19 protein-coding genes are annotated in these 16,095 nt (G+C 41.9%); all 19 read right to left on the reverse strand.

The features are described 5' to 3' along the window. Positions 1–48: 48 nt before the first annotated feature. The 19 genes from GTH24_RS15225 to GTH24_RS15315 all read right to left on the reverse strand — a co-directional run bounded on the left by GTH24_RS15225 (position 49) and on the right by GTH24_RS15315 (position 16,062). On the reverse strand, positions 49–483 hold the full coding sequence (locus GTH24_RS15225; RefSeq protein WP_161769612.1) for a type II toxin-antitoxin system YafO family toxin: 435 nt from the start codon (positions 481–483) through the stop codon (positions 49–51). Between the two features lie 9 nt (positions 484–492). Continuing rightward, the gene (locus GTH24_RS15230; RefSeq protein WP_164526636.1) at positions 493–1,041 is read right to left on the reverse strand and encodes a hypothetical protein; all 549 of its coding nucleotides are present in this window, start codon (positions 1,039–1,041) and stop codon (positions 493–495) included. A gap of 410 nt (positions 1,042–1,451) precedes the next feature. Further along, positions 1,452–2,264, reverse strand: a complete 813-nt coding sequence (locus tag GTH24_RS15235) for an OB-fold protein (protein ID WP_164526637.1) — start codon at positions 2,262–2,264, stop codon at positions 1,452–1,454. A gap of 64 nt (positions 2,265–2,328) precedes the next feature. Continuing rightward, positions 2,329–4,671 (reverse strand): hypothetical protein, encoded by a 2,343-nt coding sequence (locus GTH24_RS15240; RefSeq protein ID WP_164526638.1) that lies wholly within the window; start codon positions 4,669–4,671, stop codon positions 2,329–2,331. A 253-nt stretch (positions 4,672–4,924) separates the two neighbouring features. Then, complete coding sequence (locus GTH24_RS15245; protein WP_129037597.1) at positions 4,925–5,335, reverse strand: hypothetical protein; 411 nt, start codon at positions 5,333–5,335, stop codon at positions 4,925–4,927. Next, on the reverse strand, positions 5,335–5,781 hold the full coding sequence (locus GTH24_RS15250) for a phage tail fiber protein (protein ID WP_129037599.1): 447 nt from the start codon (positions 5,779–5,781) through the stop codon (positions 5,335–5,337). Before GTH24_RS15250 ends, GTH24_RS15245 begins: the two co-directional genes overlap by 1 nt. A 12-nt stretch (positions 5,782–5,793) precedes the next feature. After that, positions 5,794–7,251: a DUF3383 domain-containing protein gene (locus tag GTH24_RS15255; protein WP_164526639.1), complete on the reverse strand. Its 1,458-nt coding sequence runs from the start codon at positions 7,249–7,251 to the stop codon at positions 5,794–5,796. 11 nt (positions 7,252–7,262) lie between these two features. Next, on the reverse strand, positions 7,263–7,748 hold the full coding sequence (locus tag GTH24_RS15260; protein ID WP_164526640.1) for a phage neck terminator protein: 486 nt from the start codon (positions 7,746–7,748) through the stop codon (positions 7,263–7,265). Further along, positions 7,736–8,116 (reverse strand): hypothetical protein, encoded by a 381-nt coding sequence (locus GTH24_RS15265; RefSeq protein WP_206535550.1) that lies wholly within the window; start codon positions 8,114–8,116, stop codon positions 7,736–7,738. Before GTH24_RS15265 ends, GTH24_RS15260 begins: the two co-directional genes overlap by 13 nt. After that, positions 8,103–8,561 carry a hypothetical protein gene (locus tag GTH24_RS15270; RefSeq protein ID WP_161769605.1) on the reverse strand — a complete coding sequence of 153 codons (459 nt, stop codon included), beginning with the start codon at positions 8,559–8,561 and terminating at the stop codon, positions 8,103–8,105. The genes GTH24_RS15265 and GTH24_RS15270 overlap by 14 nt, the downstream gene beginning before the upstream one ends. After that, on the reverse strand, positions 8,554–8,958 hold the full coding sequence (locus GTH24_RS15275) for a DUF4054 domain-containing protein (RefSeq protein WP_161769604.1): 405 nt from the start codon (positions 8,956–8,958) through the stop codon (positions 8,554–8,556). Before GTH24_RS15275 ends, GTH24_RS15270 begins: the two co-directional genes overlap by 8 nt. A 2-nt stretch (positions 8,959–8,960) precedes the next feature. Then, positions 8,961–9,287 carry a hypothetical protein gene (locus tag GTH24_RS22000; protein WP_172767771.1) on the reverse strand — a complete coding sequence of 109 codons (327 nt, stop codon included), beginning with the start codon at positions 9,285–9,287 and terminating at the stop codon, positions 8,961–8,963. 1 nt (position 9,288) lies between these two features. Next, positions 9,289–10,314, reverse strand: coding sequence for a DUF2184 domain-containing protein (locus GTH24_RS15285; protein WP_164526641.1), 1,026 nt, complete (start codon positions 10,312–10,314; stop codon positions 9,289–9,291). Continuing rightward, the gene (locus GTH24_RS15290) at positions 10,314–10,802 is read right to left on the reverse strand and encodes a structural cement protein Gp24 (protein WP_161769602.1); all 489 of its coding nucleotides are present in this window, start codon (positions 10,800–10,802) and stop codon (positions 10,314–10,316) included. The genes GTH24_RS15285 and GTH24_RS15290 overlap by 1 nt, the downstream gene beginning before the upstream one ends. A gap of 2 nt (positions 10,803–10,804) precedes the next feature. Next, entirely contained in the window at positions 10,805–11,905 is a 1,101-nt protein-coding gene (locus tag GTH24_RS15295) for a DUF2213 domain-containing protein (RefSeq protein WP_241253976.1), read from the reverse strand. 109 nt (positions 11,906–12,014) lie between these two features. Beyond that, positions 12,015–12,821, reverse strand: coding sequence for a phage head morphogenesis protein (locus GTH24_RS15300; RefSeq protein WP_241253978.1), 807 nt, complete (start codon positions 12,819–12,821; stop codon positions 12,015–12,017). Next, complete coding sequence (locus GTH24_RS15305; RefSeq protein ID WP_164526643.1) at positions 12,787–14,205, reverse strand: phage portal protein; 1,419 nt, start codon at positions 14,203–14,205, stop codon at positions 12,787–12,789. Before GTH24_RS15305 ends, GTH24_RS15300 begins: the two co-directional genes overlap by 35 nt. Then, positions 14,202–15,545, reverse strand: coding sequence for a PBSX family phage terminase large subunit (locus GTH24_RS15310; RefSeq protein WP_164526644.1), 1,344 nt, complete (start codon positions 15,543–15,545; stop codon positions 14,202–14,204). The genes GTH24_RS15305 and GTH24_RS15310 overlap by 4 nt, the downstream gene beginning before the upstream one ends. Then, the gene (locus tag GTH24_RS15315) at positions 15,538–16,062 is read right to left on the reverse strand and encodes a terminase small subunit (protein WP_164526645.1); all 525 of its coding nucleotides are present in this window, start codon (positions 16,060–16,062) and stop codon (positions 15,538–15,540) included. Before GTH24_RS15315 ends, GTH24_RS15310 begins: the two co-directional genes overlap by 8 nt. Between the last annotated feature and the right edge of the window lie 33 nt (positions 16,063–16,095).

Raw genomic sequence — 16,095 nt, forward strand, 5'->3', positions numbered from 1 at the left:
TCAAGAGGTGTGGTGAAATTTAGGCAATAAAAAACCCACCGGAGTGGGTTAGTTTTCATCTCTAAATTTTTGGGCCATGCGGCTAAGGTATGACATTATATTTTTATCCCTAGCCATTCCGTGTGCATCTGGGTTAAGTATACCAAGAATAGAGTATTTATTTTCATACAACTCACCCTGAACATACACCAGACAGGCATCCTTTTCTGGATCCCCCACCTTGCACTTTCTATCTGATTGAGGCAAGTTTTCAGGGAAGCAGTCTGGAGGGAACTTAAGATGAATATGCATTAATCCAGCTTTTATCGCAGCATGTGGCTCAGTGTAAGCAACATCAGTGCCAAAGTAAGATGGAAGCTCACCTGTTACTTTATATCGATAAAAATCTTGTATTATTGATTTTTCTAGCTCTGGATGCCTAAGAAAAATATCGTCAATAAAGTCTTTCCTTGTATCTTCGTTGATGAATATTTCTATTGTCACGACACCCTCTTAAGCCAGATCATATTTTCCACTAATAACTTTTCCAGTAGCGTACTGAGCAAGCTCCTTTAGAGCCGAAAAGTCAATATCGCTTTCGTAAGTTTTAGGAATTACGGTCAACTGTTTGACAAAGTTATTTAACCTAGATATTTCGTATCTAGCTTTTGCGATGCTCTTCCAGTATTCAACTATGTCACTATAAATAGCTACGTTACCGGTATTTTCTTCAGCTGTATTTTTTGCAAAAATCTCTAGAGCTCTAATAAACATTTCACTATTTTCATAGTTATTAGCACCACTCTCTGCAATAATCTTACGCGCTTCATCTGTACTCATTGACAATAAGCTAAAGTACAATTCGCTAGCCATACTAGTAAGATTATTCACACATTCAATTTTCTCGTGTAGGTCACTCACTATTTTTTCATTCCTAATTTCATCTCCATTATAATTAGAGACAATTGAATGCTTGTGACTGTCACTCGCAAGACAATCAATTGACGGAACAGCAGCCACACCAGTAGCTAAAGCTGTTAGTATCGCCTTGATTGCTTTCATAAAACACCTCTTAAATAGCACTACCAATGCTACATTTTTACCAAATTGATAATATCAACTTGGCGCCATACTAAAACAACATTTAGTTAACTTCAATAAAAGTTTGTGCCTCTGAGACGAATCTCACTATCTTTTATAAGAGATAAATCTCTATTTAGAGGAGAATAAGCTGTATATAAACACAGTATCACTTACCACAAAACGACTCAAATTTACCGTTCGGCTATCTTCGGACAAGATTGGGATTGGTGCTTTCAGAAAACGAACAAAGGGCACGGATGCCCTTGTTTAGTCTCTATAACTAAGGATGATAGAGCATTCTTTATCTCTCAATCCCCACAGATCACCAGCACCTATCCTGCAATTGTCTTGAAGGGTTCTTATCGCCAGTCGTCCATACTCGTAACCATTTATTTTGCTTTAATGAACCCACTTATCACCTTGCTTGCATGTGGGTATTTATCATTAAGTTCTTTCTCGTGCTTATTAATAAATACGAATAGAGACGCCAGTCTCTTTTCTTTTTCTTCATCATCCAACCCCAGTGATTTTGCTGTAATCTTATTCTGAAAGATATTAGAGATGAAACTTTCACATTCGACTCTACTTTTACAATTATTCCCTATAATATCAAAGTATTGAGTATATAAGACATAAGATACCCCATCAATTAAGTTCTCTAGAGAATCTCTTATCTCACCTTTACCCATGTGCTTTATAACAAAATCCCTTGTTGATACACAGTCATTTAACACTGGGCTCCCCATTACGAAACCGCCACCTTTACACACCATATCTATGCGATCACCTGAAGATAAGGACAAGATGTATTTATCATTTTTATCTATATTTAATATAGCGCTTCCAGAAAACACTTCTGGAGATAAAGTCCTTATAATTCCTCGTCCTGTAAAATCTTCTGAAATACTCTCTGCAACAGCAACAATCCTTATTTCTTTATTCTTATATTTCTTATTGGCAAGTATTTCATTATTTTTGTATTCACTATAAATATAACTATCACTTAGTGGATTGAGGAAATACTCTGACAATACAAATGAATTTTTTCCATTATGCAGAGCATTCATTTCACTTTCTACAAGCCTGTTTTTCAATGAGGCAGAAAACGTGTTGTACACCTCTTTATCTTGAGGTTCAGGCAAAGCAAAACAGTTGAAAGATATTAAAGCTATAACAGCAACAGTGAAGAAACCTTTAATCATTACCAACCTCACAAGTATGAATTTAAAGTTATTGTGCCACCAACTAATAGCAAACAACAGAAAATTAGACCATGGTTGGCATAATCTGGGACAAGGATTCCCTTGCGGCTACTCTTCCATCCTCAACTGTTCCTTTAATGGTATCCGCCGTGCTTGTGACATTAATTCCTCCATTCACAGTTACCTCGGTTTTATTATTTACCGTTTTCGGTTGACTATTTATCTTATGAGTTTGAGATAGAAAGCTCTGAGCTTCAAACCCTGTATTTGATACTATTGGCTTACTAATAGCTTTGTTGAGAGAGTTAATGTTATTTGCAAGATTAACAGATGGATCACCAGTTCCATTGATAGCAGACATCACAAGTGATTTATTGTAAGGAAGTGGCTTCCCAATTTCCTCCTTACTCATGGCATTCATTAGTGCGTACATCATTTCTGGATCATTAAGGTTTATCACTTCTGTTGGTGATACCGATAATCTTTCAGATACGCGTTTAATATAGCCGTCAGTGTCGTTCTTATCTTTTCCCTTTTTAGGCGCCCATGCTCCAATAATATCTTGCACTGTTTGTAACTTCCTGTTCCCTACCGCCCTTGATTTTCCATCAAAATACAACATCAACTGCCTTACTGTTCCTCTTAGTCCTTCGTAGGGTGTTTTATATTTTGCAAACCGCGCATCTGGGTCGTCCTCTAGGGTAGCTCCTCTTTGTCCAACAAAGTTCATATTAAGAGGGTTGTTATTTCTTTCTCCCCTTGAAATCCCTTTTCTGTTATCTATGTTGTTAATATTTTTTGTATTACTCGATGACGTATTTGAGGTACTGTTGTTGTTGATAATCTGTCCTACTCTAGCCCCCAACCCGTCATTTAATCCATCTATCTCAGCCTGCCTTTTTTTTGCATCATCTTCACTGGTGAATAATTCAAAATCCCAGAATCCATCACCTGTTGATACCCAATAAAGCCCGTGAGAATCAAGATATTTCTTCTTCTCCTCGCCAACGATAGAGGTCATTATTTCATCAACGGGTTCATATAATAACGCCCCAATTATTGCCTTAGAGCCTAACCCTCTTCCTAACTTACCAGCACCCTTAATTATCTTTCCGAATGCTTTTAATATTTTTCCGACCCATTTAGTTCCTATATACAAAGCTAATCCAGCGAATGCCGCTTTCAGTAAATCAACCTCACCTTTTGCGTCAGTAAACCATTTCCCTATAGTGGTGTTTTTAAACCATGCTTTAAACTCATCAAGCTTTTTCAGTATATAAGTAATTCCCTTATCCAATTTACCCCAATCAAATAAGGACTTATCACCACGTTTCCATGCTTTGTAGTCGTTATATAGCAAAGCTAGAGCGGCAACTAATGCTAAAACCAAGCCTGTACCAGTGAATATAGGGGCAAATAAAGCCAACATCGCAGTCGCGGCGCGCCATAATACAGGGATCAGAAACAAGGTGAGTACAACCGCCATGCCCTTAAACAGGTCTTTGGCTACCTCTCTATTTTTATTGAGGTAATCAAGCCAACCTGAGACTTTCTCAGAGAAGCGGAGGAAGTAAGGCATTAAGTAGTTCGCAATGAGTGTTTTTAAACCCTCCCACTGCTTGCTGACTAATGCATTTTGTTGGTTAAGTTGACGGCTGAGCTTTAACTCTTCTTCGCTGGAGATAACGATATGCCTTTGAGTCTCTAGCATCTGTTGCATAGCCTGACGACCTTCAAGCAACAGATTTATTGTGCCGTCATCGAACCCCATATTTTTGGCAATGTTATACGCCTGAGGACGTGACATTTTCGATAAGCTGTCAGATACATCGAGCAAGATATCATTAAGGTCTCTAATTTGACCGCCAGAGTTCACCACATCGACATTGAGCGCATTAAACCAAGGTAAGATAGAAGCATCACCTGTGGTGACTAAGTTCCACAGGGATTGACTCAAGCCTGATAAACTCGCCGCCATTCCATCAGCACTACCACCTGTCATCTCTGCCATGTTCTGCCACCGTTTAATGTCGGTTGCGTTCATGCCTAAGTTTTTGCTTAGGAAATAGAGCTGATCATTGGTTTTACTGGTTTCATCAACTAACTTCTGTAAACCTGTTGAAGCAAAGATAGTTGTGAATAGACCAGATAAGGCTTTAACCACATTATTGATAGTCTTTTCAAAATTATCGTTTTGCTTTTTTGCTCGTTCAGTCTCATCAGATGATTTTTTGGTTTCTTCTGTGTAAACCTTGATATTAATACTTGCGTCATTGGAAGAATCGTTAACCCTATCTACTGAATCAGCTAGGTTATTATTAGCATCTATCGATTCTCTTACTGCGCGCCCGAACTCATTGTTGTCTAATTTAAGTGAGACAATTAGTGATTCTACAACTGTAGCCATAGTGTTACCTCAAATTTCAGGCAATAAAAAAGCCACATTTGTGGCACTTACTCAGACTCACTGAGTTCTTTCATTAATTGCTTGTTGTACTCGCTGACCTGATGTATCTCTATCAAATTCATGCAGTCCTCAAGACTGTATACCGTTGATAATTCATGCAGTGTGGCGTGACCAGATGTAATTACCTGAGACACCACACTAGACACATTAGCAGTTTCAGCGAGTACGCCATCCTTTAGCGGTAGGCCAGCTTTTAGCTTTTCAAGTCTGACCCACCGCCTTGAGTTAAAAAATCAATATGGATGGCTAGCACTTCTTTGCGGAGTGTGAACATCGTGCTCAAATCTTTAATATCTGAGTCGATAATCAACGCTCGCGCATTACCGCTACTAGGAAGAACTTGGACGCACTCTAACAACTCATCAAGTAACGGAATACCAACATCAGGTTTGATGCCAGATAACGCTTTAATTGCCACCTGAGCCATTCCAAGCATGCCCATGTTAGGGTTAATACCTTCGATATCGATACCACCATTAGCAATAGCAAATAAAGCACGCATTGCCCAGTTGTCAGCTTTAGTGATTGGCATTTCAGTAATGACGAATGTTTTGCCTTCATCACGACCTTTTTCAATAGTGATAGTTTTTGTTTTTAGTGACATTAGATTTCCTCTGCGCCTTCTGTAACCATGTTGAAATTGTAAGTTGTGCCATCAAGCATTTTCTTGCCGCTTGGACCGCCTTTCATGGTGGTTAAACCGCCTTTACCTGTGTAACGCTTAGCGATTGATGGCATTTCAATAATGATTTCAATCGGGCGTACTTCCATATTGCTGTTGAAGTCTTTGCGGATGGTTTCCATCACTTCAATAGATGCGCTGTTAGCTTCCAGATACAGTGTCCACGGCGTTTCGTGAGGCGTGTATCCAATGGACTGCTTACCATCTACACCCATGCGAGTCTCGCCAATATTTGCGTCACCGAACTCCCATGCGTTGTCAGCTTGGAAACCCTGAATGCGCACCCAGTCATCATAAATACCTTTACAGCGGATCATCATGACTGAGTTTGCCGAGGTAATTGTTCTTTCGTTATGGCCCATACCCATAATTCATTACTCCTATTGAACGTTAATTGACGGTAAATTAACTTTCTGGACACTACCGCCGTCTGCGTACCAGAGTTTTAATGGCATGGATTTACGCAATCCTCGGGTTTGAGCTGGAGTTTCACCAACACGAATGCACCAACCGGCAGTTTTCAGTTGAGACACCGCATCAAAACCAGCTTCGTAGTTAATCTGCTTCTTCTGTTGTTCTGATAATTCAACGCCAGGTTGAATACCACCAAAGTTAAGCATTTGATTAGCAGGATCGGTTACTGCGGCACGGTGCATAGCTCGGCCTGCATCATTGTAAGGAACGCTCTTATTGCTCACTAACATGGTCATGAGTGCTAGTTGTAACTGGCTATTGAAGAATACTTGGTTGACGTAGCTATCCATGAATTTGAACTTGCCAGAGATTGAACCAGGATAAACAAAGACAAAGCGGTCATTGGCTGTGCCGAAAGCTCCGTAATAGTTAAAGCCTAACTTTTCCAGTTCATCTGCTTTTGATTTCTCATCAACTGATGGTGCTAAACCTTCTTGGTAACGGAATGACAGGTTTGTGCGCCCGTTCAATTCATCAAAGTTAAGACAGGCAGGATAGCCACACACGAAAGCACCGTGAGTATAATCACCGTACATCAACATTGTTCCGCCAACTTCTGCGCCAATAATCGCATCCGAGATGGCTTTTAAATCATCATCATTTGAGTGGTACAGTACGTGAATGTAGCGATCATTCTGCAATGAAACCCAGCGAGAAATTGTGAGCTTTTCACTTACTGAGAAGTCGCCCAAAGTCATTACCGAAACAAAGTTACGTGTTTCTTTGGTAATGCGAGGCATCAGCTCTTCAATAGAGTCAGCATCAATGCCGTCATTTTTCTGTGCACCAGATGATTCAGTAAAGCCCATAAATTCAGCCAAATCGCCAACAGCAAACGAGATGTTTCCTTTCGCTCCCTTTGTAGCACCAGAGATAACGAAAGTTTGCGATAGCGCGTCATAAGCGCACTGACCTTTTGCACCCAGTGAAGTAGTCGCTGCTTGAGCTAAAGCAGAATAGCTTGTTACTTCACCATCAATGGTTACTGAAACTTTCTCACCATCAATAGTTAAAGTTAAATCACTAGGTAGTGGGTTAAAATCACTTTCTGTGCGAACAGGAACTTTAGAACCAATGAGTTTTGCTGACTCCGCTTCGCCATTCATATAGGCAATATAGAGTGATTCAGGTCGAGAGGTTGAGTTAACAAACCCAGCAAAATAGATTTGAGTGGCTCGATATTCATCAGAGTCAATGCCGAACACTTCGCCGACTTCATCTTCAGATCCGAATGAGCGAACACCTAGCATTGATTCTGCTTTTTTCTTTGTAATAAACAGCGCGTTAAGTGCCAGAGGGTTACCACCAGTGCCAACGACACCGGGCAATATCTGGACGATATCGCTTGCTGGAATAGAATTCATATTTTTACCTTTTAAACTTGAGTGGTAGTGATAGAGACGCGATTGACACCATCGGTGTGATAAGAGCTTTCAGGGTTATATTGCAGGGTAACGTCTAGCATCATGCGATTTTCGTATTGATTTGCTTCATTCACCAATACGTTTTTCTTTGGACTTCCGCTGTCTAAAGGTTTGCATTTTTTGAGTCGGTCGGTTGTGTATGATGACTTCCAGAGATTTGCTACAACTCTTGATCGGTTATTGGCTTCTTCACCGTAAAAATCAAACTGAAAAGTAGCCTCTACTGATCGCTGTGCTGTTACCTCTTCCGTTGTCGCTTCCCAATAATCTGCCGTGTAATCCAAATCTCTTTCGTACAGCATGTGCATGACAATACCGTCTTTGGGTACAGGTACATTATTTTCATAACCACGAACAACAGGGCAGCCAAATAAATCAGTTAAGTATGTCCATAACTCAAGAAAGAGATCATCTTCAGTAATGCTTATTGTCGCCATAAAAGCACCTTAACCCATGATGGGTATGACTCTATGACCTTGGTGACCAGCCATTCAGATGGTTCGGATTCACCGTATGCAACGAAACTAATCTTGTCAGACCCTTTATCTTTTGCTCTGCGAATGGCTTCGATTTGCCCTCTCGCATAACAGTAGATGAATTCACCTTGCTGATTAATAACGCCCAAATGTTCAAGGTCTTGAGTGCTCAAGCTTTGCATTTGAACGCTTATTTCATACGAGGAGAATTTAGGAACTTGCTTACCTCCGGGGATAATTTCAAATCCCTCGTTAGCGATTAGGGTCGCAGGTAAGTTTTTATTAACGACCTGAATAGCTGAGTTGGCAATGGCTCTAACTTTGATCATCAATCACCTCGTAGTTAACATCACCAATCATTACCCGCGTATCGACCAGTGGTTTATTTGATGAGTTAGGCATAACCTTTCTAATTCTTCTTATTTTTAAAGTGGTTGGAGACAGTGGAGGATCAACCAACTCAGAAATTGATGCTTGAATATCACCTTTCATTCTTGCGCCAATTACCTCAAGAACATCTCTGGAACTGACACCAGAAGCCAATCCTCTCGATATCCCTCTAACCCACTCCTCCTTGTTGCTATTAATAGCATTTCTAAAGAATGGTCTGGGCGGCTGATTATTTTCAGGAACGCCATACTCGTTCTTATAAGCAACCTCAGCTACACTCGTACCATCAGGATAGGTAGTACCATCAATAAACCCCGCCTTAACCTCCGTTGCATCCAGTCTTGCAGCTAAATCCGTTAGGTATTTTTCTAGCCCATTAGCCATAAATGCTCCCCGGATAGTAGTTAGCCATTCGATAAACTTTTGTGGCCTGCCAGTAATCCATTCCGTAAGGGCTAAGCGTGTACCATGCATTTCTAAACTCAATCGCACCAAGTTCAGAAGATACAGACACGCTTCCCTCACTGGCAGACGATACTCGCCCAACCATTCCCGAGCCACCTTTGCCGTCTTTATCTCCGTATCTCATATATGCCAAATGAGCCATAAGCAAGTAGAGCAATCTCTCTCGCTTATCAGTCTGATAGACCAATGAGAATTCAGTGTTATCGAGGTAATCGGTGGCTTGGTCGAAAAGGAAAGGTAATAAATCGTCTGATATATTGGAAAACTCTGGGAACATGGCGCGGAACGTAGATTTATTCAGTTCCACGATTGCCATAATCAATCCTCGGTTAGTGGTTCCACCCCAGCAGATTTAGTGCTGGCTTGCTCTAAGCCTGTTTTCTGTTTGGTGCGCTCTTTTGAGGCATCTTCGGCAGATTTATAATCCGTCACAGCAAACACAATGCCATTAAGGAATATTTTCTGGTCTTTAAATGACTTCTCAAAGGCTTCCCAAGCATCAGCAGGAACATCCCGAGTGATACCAAACCCATTCAGAAGAGCGGATGAGTTAGCACCCAATAGCGTGATATCTTTGCCTTCATGCTTAAAGGTGATCCCATTAGGTAATTTACAACCAATAACATAACTTGAAACTTTAGCCACTTTACACCCCTAGCATTTGAGCAAATAAGAACGGCTGAGTGATTACCGCACCGTAAGTTGCGCCAGAATATTTTTGCTTCCAGCTTGAGGACATTGTGATAACTGGGTGAGCGCGAAGCTTTTCACTAAACGCACAGTAACCAGCGCTTTGACCTTGAGCGGTTTCAACAAACATCTGGATCAGTTCGCCAGCATCAGTGTCGTATTGTGGCGCGACTTCAATGCGTAGATTAGTGAACGTATCTTTAACCATTTTCTCAACGGAGTTACCAAAGATTTCATTTGATTTTTTAAACCAAACGGAAGCTTTAGGGCTCATTGCAAGAACTAATGGAGATGCCATATCAACACCATCACCCACTGCACCATTAGTGCGAGCAATCAGGTCTGCGTAAAGCGATAGGATATCGTTATAGATATCGATAATTTGTTTATCTTTCCACTGCGTTTTTCCATCAACTGTAGCAGGGGTGATTGGTGCTGGTAATGCAGGGTCATTCAGAATGCCGTAGTTAAGCAAGCCTTCAACACCATAGAAGTAGAACTTATTCTGCTCCTGATTCATAGTCCAAGCTGCAGCGCGTTGTTTTTCTGCAACATAAGGCAACATAGCCAAACCATATCGCTCTTGCTCTAACTCACCGTAAGTTACCATTGTTTGATAACGGAACACTTGACGATTTTCCCATGCGTTTGTAACTTGGTTTGCACCTTGTTCGCTGTAATCATCATACGCGACCACGTCACCAGACTGCTCAACGCGCTGGATCATCATGGTATCTTGTGCCCATGAACCTTTCTTTCTCTCACTTAAAATGTCAGTTGCTTTTTGCTTAGCAAAGATAGTGCGGACAATTTCAGGATCAATGAAGGTTGAAACGATAGCAGGAATACCACCGTTCGCTGGCATGGATGGCTGAATTTCCGCATCCATAGCGAATTTAGTCACAGAAGGCGGTAGGTAAAAACCGCGAGATTCTGCTTCCTTCTTAAATGCTGAGAAATCAGCCTGTGTTAATTGTGGCATTATGCTTTGCTCCATGTAGAAATTACGAATAAATCACCAACAGCGGCAGCGCTTGCTACATACCACTCGGTTTCGATTGCACCATCAACAGTTTCGCCAGCGGCACCCGTTTTGATCGTGCCGTCTGCTAATACCGCAAATACTTTCTGACCAACAATCGCTTGTGTTGCTGATTTAGCCCAAAAATCACCACCAACAATCGGAGATGCTTCACGCCCTTTCGAGATTAACAAGCTATTGCTTTTCAGGTAATCAATGGTGGCATTAGCATTGTTGTAGACAAAACCAACTGGTTTGCCAGTGCCTTTGTTGTTTAATTTTTTAGGGTCTTTCGCGTCACGCCAAGCGAAACGACACATATTAAGGCCGTCATCACCTGCCTTGAACGCACCGGAACCGCCTGCTGCTGCAATAATTGGGCTATTAGATGCTGGTTGACCTTCCTGACCTACGCCAGAGTAAAGGCGAACACTTGATTGAAATGCCATAGTTATTTATCTCCATCAAAGAACTTGCGAACATTATCGCGAGAGGATGCCGCAATAGGTGCGGAGTCTTGAGCCATCGTAGGCACTTTTGAGTAGGCATTGAAAACAGAACGCAGTCCTGATGCAGGAATTGATGCGTGATCTTCACATCCCATTTGCTTTAAAGCTGTCCGATAAACATCTTCTGCACTATCACAAGCCAGCTCTCCAACAACTGGACGAACATCACGCTCAGCTTGACGTAACTCCATAAATTTACGCTCTACGGCGCTAATGGCGGCATCCATAGCCATTTTGTTGTCTTTGGCTTTTTTGTCGTCATCGTTGTCATTAGCGGTTTTATTGGACTTATCATCTTTGCTATTGTCGTTATCCGCCGCCTTGCGGTCTTTTTCGCGATCTTTGTTTTCTCGCGCTTCACGCTCCTTGAGTTCTTTTTCTTCACGCTTTAAGCGCTCTGCTTCGGACTCATTATCTTTTTCAGCTTGTGTAGCTTCATCTTTAATGACATTTCCGACTTCTTTTTTAACTTCATCTGGATCTGCATCGCTAGCTAATTTAGGTAGCAAATACGCCCAAAGTTTTTCTAATTTTGACATCAGTTTGATTCCTATTGGTTTCGAGTCATAAACAAATACGTCGGGGCCTGCCCGACCACTTGGCACTATGGCCACATGGTTACAAACGATGTCACGCATTACGCCATCGTATGTTTCTCCCTCATACTCTCCCGCTGTCAAATCAAGTCGATAACGATAAGATGAGGAAATTTCTTTTTGCTTCTCCGTCTCCACTCCGAGAATTGAGTCCAGATCCCAAATAACCATTGAGTTTTTAAGATAAGTACCATCGAACTCTGCACGCTCTCCAGTAGAGCCGACAATCGCGTCTTTTGGTGGGTCAATCACGGTTACGCCGATGTGTTTATTGAGCACAGGCTTATTATTGAATGTACTGACGGCTTTCTTGAGCTCTTCTGGATCACGTAGTAGTCGATAGGCTTTATTTGGTTCTAAACCTAACTCTTCGGAGTTGGGTATTTCCTTGCCATAGTAGATGCAGACATTGGATTTACTGATCGGTGTTAATGCAACGTGCATCATCCCATCTTCGTCGTAAGTCCTGACGCTTGCTTTATCAAAGGCAAATTTCACATCTTTCATGGTTTACCTTTATTCAGACATAAAAAAAGACCACCGAGGTGATCTGTTATTAGAACGGCAGCACGGGTCGCCACACGCAACCGCAATTAGGCAATTGACCGGGCATAATATATTCGCCATCAATCAAGCAGCCTTCAGATAGCTTAAATCGCTTTCTTTCCCGACCTGCTTTAACGTGACTATGACGGGGTTTATTGCCACCGCCACTATGTACCCACTCAGCCTCAACGATACCAGCAGCTTGTTGCCTTGCTGCCGATAACGCACTTGTTGCCTTGCGTGTTTGGTCACGAGCGATAAACTCAGCTCTTCGCCGCGTGATACCGTGACGCTTACCAAAGTTACGCTCTATTTCATCAGCAAGTATTTTTCTATCACCGCCACGAGCAACGGCGCGATATACCATACCTTCTACTTCAGTAAAGTATTTCTCAGGGATAGAGCGGATAAGAGAAACATTCTCAGCAATGATCGCCTCACGCTTCTCTAACATGGCGTCAGTCCATTGCATGTTGATAGTCATAGATTCACGCCTAGCTGCAGCCAATAAACCTCTATCGACTGCATCTTGCGTTTTATCCATTAACTCATCTGATATTGGAAGTGCCTTATTAATGAATCGGTCAACCCATTTCCTTGCTAGAGAATCAAGTAGCCTTTTGATAAAAGTAACAGGATTAGCATCCATGGCTAAATTAGCATCTTGAGCGAGAAGATTACTGCGAATAGCGTTAACTATTTCGCGCCTAACCTCATCGTTCATTTCTCTAATTTCTGCTAGCAACTGCCTTTGATACCACTTGATATTGCCAGCATTATAGTTAATAGGCTTCAGTCTCGTTGTCTTCTGGTTCATAATCACCATCCAAGTTTTCGAAACCAGCACCCTCTATACCCTTGAGAGCATCCCTAGCTTCCTCTGAGTTAACCAACATACTGTCAGCAGCAACTGCCACAGCATCAACGCGAATCTTAGTGATCTCAGCGCGTTCTTTTTCGCTAATCTCATCAAGAGGCCTAAACTCAAAGTAAATATCCTCTTTTATTTCTCCAAACTCTGAAAGTTGGATAATCTTGAAGATATTCTCTAAGGGTCGTCTTAGATTTCCGTCCTGATACCCTGACACAGTTTCATGCCATGTAGATAACTCTGACTCACCCGAGGCATTTAAACCTGCTGGAGCGTTCCCTAGGAGTTTTAAATTGGTAATACGCGAAGGAATGCAGAGTTGATCCTGATAGTTTGATAGCAGATTGGATAATTCACTTAGCGAAGTTTGCATGTGAATTAAATCCTCTCCTGTATCTATTACCCAAACACCGAAGTTATCCTGATATTGCGTAAACATCTTGATGCGCTTATCAAACTCGCCCGGCATTTGTAACCGCGCGTCCATATCAGTTTTAAGCGCCCTCATTCTCAATGTGCGGAGTATCTTAATTACGTTTTTCTTAGCATCACGCCAGTCAACAACGTAATCCTCCATTAACTGAGTGAGAGATAACCCGCCAAAGTTGTATGACGGCTTGAGAATATCTGGCACTGGTCGACTAACAATGTCCATAAACCTTGATTCATGAACTGTTTTGCCCATAACAAACCACGCGCTTGGTTTATAGAAATCATCAGCTAACGGCCACTGCGTGTTGTACATGGCAGGATAAATCCAAGTCGGATCAACAACTCTAAGGCCTTTTAGTGATCCTTTAGGTATCTTTCTTGGGTCTAAGAATAAAGGCTTTTCCAACTCATAATCTGTCTTTGCACCAGTATCAATGTAAACATGAGCAACACCATACTGAGAGTCTTGCTTAACCGCATCGTGAATTAATCGCTTTACATCATATTTAACGAGTGCGTTTTCCATCAGTTCAATATCAGGATCGCCCTCTTTACGACTTTTAACTTCAATCCAGTTACGGGTCATCTCATCAGCGAATACACTGTGCATGTTAGAATATTCAACTTGCTGAGACATTGCCGCTAACTGTGGGTATCCACGAAACCCTGAATACTCATCACCAATCGACATCGTATTAAGCATGTCGTATGGCGTGGCATCCATTGCAAATGCTGCTTCCTTTTTAGATTCAGGAATTACACCAGGCAATGGCTCATATCGCTCGAAGTGAGCGTATTTCTTTTCCTCACCTGATGCGGAGGCCTTTTCTAAATCAATATCTTTAATCCTGAACGGTTGTTTTCCGACAGGCTGTTGTGTTTTTTTACTCTTGCTCATCGGAGTATCTCGTCTGGAATGCGGAATGGTTGTTTAGCGTTAGAGAACGCCATAATGAACGCATCGGCTTTGTTTGGGCTTGGGATACCACGTTTCTTCATATCCTTTTTACTCTCAACCTTTACGCGCCCGTTACTGTCATAATCGACTTGAGGGCGTGATAACTCTGCTTTGAGGTATTCGATATCTTTCATATCACTGGATATGCTGATTAACTGGTCATCGGTGAATTTGTCGCCATGCTCGATAGCTCTCCAAGTGTTATAGAAGCGATCAGCAACTAATTGCCACTGCTGCGCCTTCAAATTGGAGAACATATCTTTATTTGTTTTACCGGGCTTATAGTTGCTTTCTGGCTTCTCGACGGAAGCTCCTGCGTTAAACCCGACAGTAACAATGCGATTATCTTTACGATTAAATTGAGCCTTAACGCCAGCACCAACGCCGATTGAGTCGTAGATAACTGTATCTACGTTATTCTTAACCGCATCAGCATAGACCTTGTCAGCGCTAAATATGACGTCTTGACCTCGCCACTCTTCGACAGACAAAGCAATCGAGCCATGACGAAGCACTATGGCATTAGCATCTTCGCCATCATCAGCAACGTCGAAACCGACAATTCGCTTACCTCTTGGCTCAAATCCTAATTTGATATGCGCATCGACAGCCGCCTCAATCCATGCAGGCTTGATAATTGCTAACGCGGAGTCTGCAACCGGTTCGCCTAGCCAGATATGGCGGTATAGCTCAGGATCACGTTCTTTGCACTCTTCCATTTGCTTAGGAAGTGGCGTGTCGTAAAAGTGGGGATTTACGTCGTAATTAGCCTTGAGGACTATTGCGCCCTCTGGCGGCTTAACAACAAATCTCTGGTAAGTGTCATCAAGGATATTCTTCGGGTTGAAGCTTACCCATATTTCCGCATTTTTATCGCCGCGAATTGAAGGCAGTAACACTTCCCATGAATCTTTGACTACCGCCTCAGCCTCTTCAATCCAGCAAATACCCACACCTTGAATTGATTTAATCTTGGTGACGTTATTTTTGATACCAGCAAATACGAATGAAGCGCCAGTGCCAAGGTGAATAATTGTGTTCTTTTGTATCTCGAACTCGTTAGTGTAACCTAACCTGTCGATGGTTTCACAAAGCAACTTATGTACTGAGTCACTAATCGAACCCTGAAACTCACGAGTACACAGAATAACTGTTTTGATTCTGCGTGCGACTTCAATAGCTAGCTCTGCAAAGAAATAAGATTTACCGCTACCTCGACCACCATAGGCCACCTTATAAGGGGCGCTTGCTGCAAATGGTTTAAAGTAAGGGTTAGCCATCGAATATATCCTTGATAGAGCGATTCTCTACTTTCACGTCAGCGGTTAGGTCAACTTTATCCACGAAGGCACTAACGTTTTTGTGCTTGCCTAGTAGCTCAAGGTTTTTCACTTTGTCAGGCCATTTGATTTTCTTCATGATGCCGACCAAATCGCGCTCACCATCTTTAGACTCGAACATTTCAGCTAAGTCCATGCCACTTAAAGATGTGCGCCAAACTTTTGGCCACTCCTGAATAGGTTTAATGCCTCCGTTATCATGAAGGATATCCAGAACGTCCATTTGGTCTATTTCAACTAGTCGCTTAAGCACATAATCAGCATCAATGCTTAGCCTTTCATTGCGCTCATTCATTAACTCTTGAATTCGATTTTGAATACTAAGTTTCGCTAAGTTTTGCGATCCTTGCTCATTTGCAGTCTTCTCGCTGTACCCTGCTCGAATTGCTGCTTGAGTAGCATTCAAATCAATTAGGTACTCGCGACAGAATGCTTCCTGCTTGTCTGTGAGTGCCATATCCATTCCTTAAATAAAAAAGGCCACTAGGGC

The sequence above is a fragment of the Proteus vulgaris genome (genome assembly GCF_011045815.1).
Classification (GTDB): Bacteria; Pseudomonadota; Gammaproteobacteria; order Enterobacterales; family Enterobacteriaceae; genus Proteus; species Proteus vulgaris_B.